3 protein-coding genes and 1 tRNA gene are annotated in these 2,740 nt (G+C 49.7%); 3 read left to right on the top strand and 1 reads right to left on the bottom strand.

From position 1 onward, the window contains the following. The 3 genes from RMO35_RS24215 to RMO35_RS24200 all read left to right on the top strand — a co-directional run. The coding region (locus RMO35_RS24215; RefSeq protein ID WP_309745149.1) for a M23 family metallopeptidase at positions 1–857 on the top strand (857 nt) is incomplete at its 5' end. Between the two features lie 263 nt (positions 858–1,120). Continuing rightward, complete coding sequence (locus RMO35_RS24210; RefSeq protein WP_309745153.1) at positions 1,121–1,681, top strand: late competence development ComFB family protein; 561 nt, start codon at positions 1,121–1,123, stop codon at positions 1,679–1,681. Between the two features lie 16 nt (positions 1,682–1,697). Continuing rightward, positions 1,698–2,483, top strand: coding sequence for an SAM-dependent methyltransferase (locus tag RMO35_RS24200; RefSeq protein ID WP_396135724.1), 786 nt, complete (start codon positions 1,698–1,700; stop codon positions 2,481–2,483). Positions 2,484–2,560: 77 nt separating this feature from the next. Here the strand turns inward: RMO35_RS24200 and RMO35_RS24195 are convergent. Further along, a tRNA-Met gene (locus RMO35_RS24195) sits at positions 2,561–2,637 on the bottom strand. Between the last annotated feature and the right edge of the window lie 103 nt (positions 2,638–2,740).

The raw sequence follows: 2,740 nt of genomic DNA, 5'->3' as shown, positions 1-2,740 counted from the left end.
TGAGTGCATTTACCCTCGCGATCGTCTTATGGTCGGCTGTCGGGGCGAATGGCGTGCCTAGCGGTACTAAAATCGCACCTACCAATCCGCGATTGGGAGAGACACTAGTCATCGATATCAACGTTCAAAAAGCTACTGCTACGACCAAAGCCACAGTTCCCACTGTCAAACTCGGCAGTAAAACTTATCCAGTGTTCGGCTTGGGAGGAGATCGTTTTCGGGCGATGATTCCGACGACACCATTGCAAAAACCCGGCACTCGGGAGGTGACGATCGCGGATAGTACTGGTAGCACGCTCGTCAAAATTCCGGTGGCCGATCGCAAATTCCCCATCCAGCGGATTAACTTCGCTCCCGGCAAAGCTGGTATCGAAGCGACGGCACTAGAACTCAAGCAAGTAGCCGCTTTAAAAGCTACTGTCAGTTCGGTTAAATACTGGGATGGGAAATTTATCGCTCCCAATCAGGGGAAAACTAGCTCGCCCTATGGCGTCAAGCGCTACTATAATGGCGAATTTGCCAAAGATTATTACCATCGCGGCTTGGACTACGCTGGGGGATTAGGATCGCCAGTCGTGGCTCCAGCGGCGGGAAAAGTGGTATTAGTCGGTTATGAAAAAAAAGGTTTCCGCGTTCATGGTAACGTTGTCGGTGTCGATCACGGTCAAGGATTGACTAGTATTTTCATGCACTTGAGCAAAATCTCAGTCGAAGAGGGGCAGATGCTCGCTGCTGGCGACCAGCTTGGCGCGATCGGTTCGACGGGATCTTCGACTGGGCCGCATTTACACTGGGGTTTATACGTTAATGCTGTCTCTGTCGATCCCGTGCAGTGGCGATCGACCGCGATCGAGTAGGATCGAGGACAGAAGCGATACCTAATGCTTGTACTGGGATGGTGGGTGGCGCTCTCCATCCCTTTATTTTGCCAGATCTATGCGGATTGTTTCTCTTGTACGATTCTGGGGGAATAATAAATGTAAATAGTAGTTGGCAAGCATCAGTAATTTGGAGTTTGGGTTTGAGCTACTGGCTTATAAGTACCCTACGCCAAGATCGATGGAGCATCGAGTGCCGATCGCGCTTACTACTGACAAGTTATTTTAATTGTTTCTAAATGATGAATATCCAAGCAATCGTCGAACATGCTGTAGATGAAGGCTATCTTACTCCAGCGATGGAAGCAGAGGTAGGGCGGATCTGTGATAGTGCGGCTGAGTTATCAGTAGAAGAGTATATGGCACTCGATCGACTGATGGGGGCACTACTCGCTGGTGAAGTCGTCACCGTACCGCGCAAGCAGTTTATCAATGTGATGGAAGAGTTGGTCATCACCGAAACCATCGCCCAAATTACGGCAATCGAACTAAATAACGATGTTCAATTAGATGTCGGCGACATTGCCGCCTATGCGCTCAATAGATTACCGCCTCTCTATGCTACTACCGAGGAAGGCGCTAGCTATCAACGCGATCGAGCCAAGAAAGAACTGCAAGACTTGATTACGCAGCAAGTAGAGTCGGCGATTACCCAAAATCTCAATCGCCCCGAATTTTTCCCCGAACGCCAAGCAATTGCCAAACCCACTGGTGATGAAGTTGTCAAGCAAGTTAGCACCCTTCTCCAAGCTTACGCGCCACAATTTGAATCCCAACCCCATCCTGTAGGAGCTGTTAACTAGGACGACTACAGGTTTAATGAAATGCCCTAATTGTCAATCCACTAGAATTCGTAAGCATGGCTTTTATCGAGACAAACAACGGTATCAATGTAAAGATTGCGCCCGTCAGTTTGTCCAAACACATAATCCGTATCTGCACGATCGCCCGAGTACTGGGGTAGAAGATAATATCGATCGCTACCTTACCGCTATCTCTACCCCGGCTCCCGATTTACTGCTCCAGCTCCAACAAGCAATGGTCGAATATCCGCTCGCCCAAATGCAGCCAACCCTGGCACAAGCTCAATTAATCGCCCTCTTGGTGCGATCGAGCCAAGCGCGGCGGGTGCTAGAGCTGGGAATTTTTAGCGGTTGTGCGACTTTGGCAATTTCCTCAGCCCTGCCTCCCGACGGACAATTAGTTAGCTGTGGTGTTGCTGGCAGACATCTCGATGTCGCTCGCGACTACTGGGAACGCGGTGCTGTTACTAGCAAAATCGATTTTCAGATCGGCAGTGGGCTAGAATTGCTCGATCGACTCGCTACTTCCACACCGATCGAGTCTTTTGACCTAATCACGATCTCTGGTCTTAAATACCAGTATCCATCTTACTACCACCGCGCGATCGAGCTATTGCGTCCCCAAGGATTACTAATCGCCACAGATGTCCTCTGGCAAGGGCGAGTCCTCAATCCCACTACCTACGACGATGAGTTCACCCGAGGCATCGAGCTATTCAACCGCGAACTGGTTGCCGATCCGCGTGTGAATGTCTCCGTACTGCCGATCGGAGATGGACTGTCGATCGCGATTAAGCTGTAATTGCTGAGGTCTTTACTCTCGATCGAGATCCAAATCAAAAAGCCGTACCTATGTGAGGTACGGCTTTTTGATATATTTGGTGGCGGAGACTGGATTTGAACCAGCGACCTTCGGGTTATGAGCCCGACGAGCTACCAGGCTGCTCTACTCCGCGTTGTTTTTCACTCAACTCAACTAATATAACATCACCATCTATAAATAGCAACCCCCGATCGGTAAATAATTTTAGTTCGGGCTAGGGAAATGGCACGCTTGCG

The organism is Chamaesiphon sp. OTE_20_metabat_361 (genome assembly GCF_031364565.1).
This window is presented reverse-complemented; position numbering and strand designations above follow the sequence as displayed.

Excerpts from the sequence above, each read along its gene's own strand:
- RMO35_RS24210 (WP_309745153.1), top strand. The coding sequence starts at position 1,121 with ATGAATATCCAAGCAATCGTCGAACATGCTGTAGATGAAGGCTATCTT.
- RMO35_RS24200 (WP_396135724.1), top strand. The coding sequence starts at position 1,698 with ATGAAATGCCCTAATTGTCAATCCACTAGAATTCGTAAGCATGGCTTT.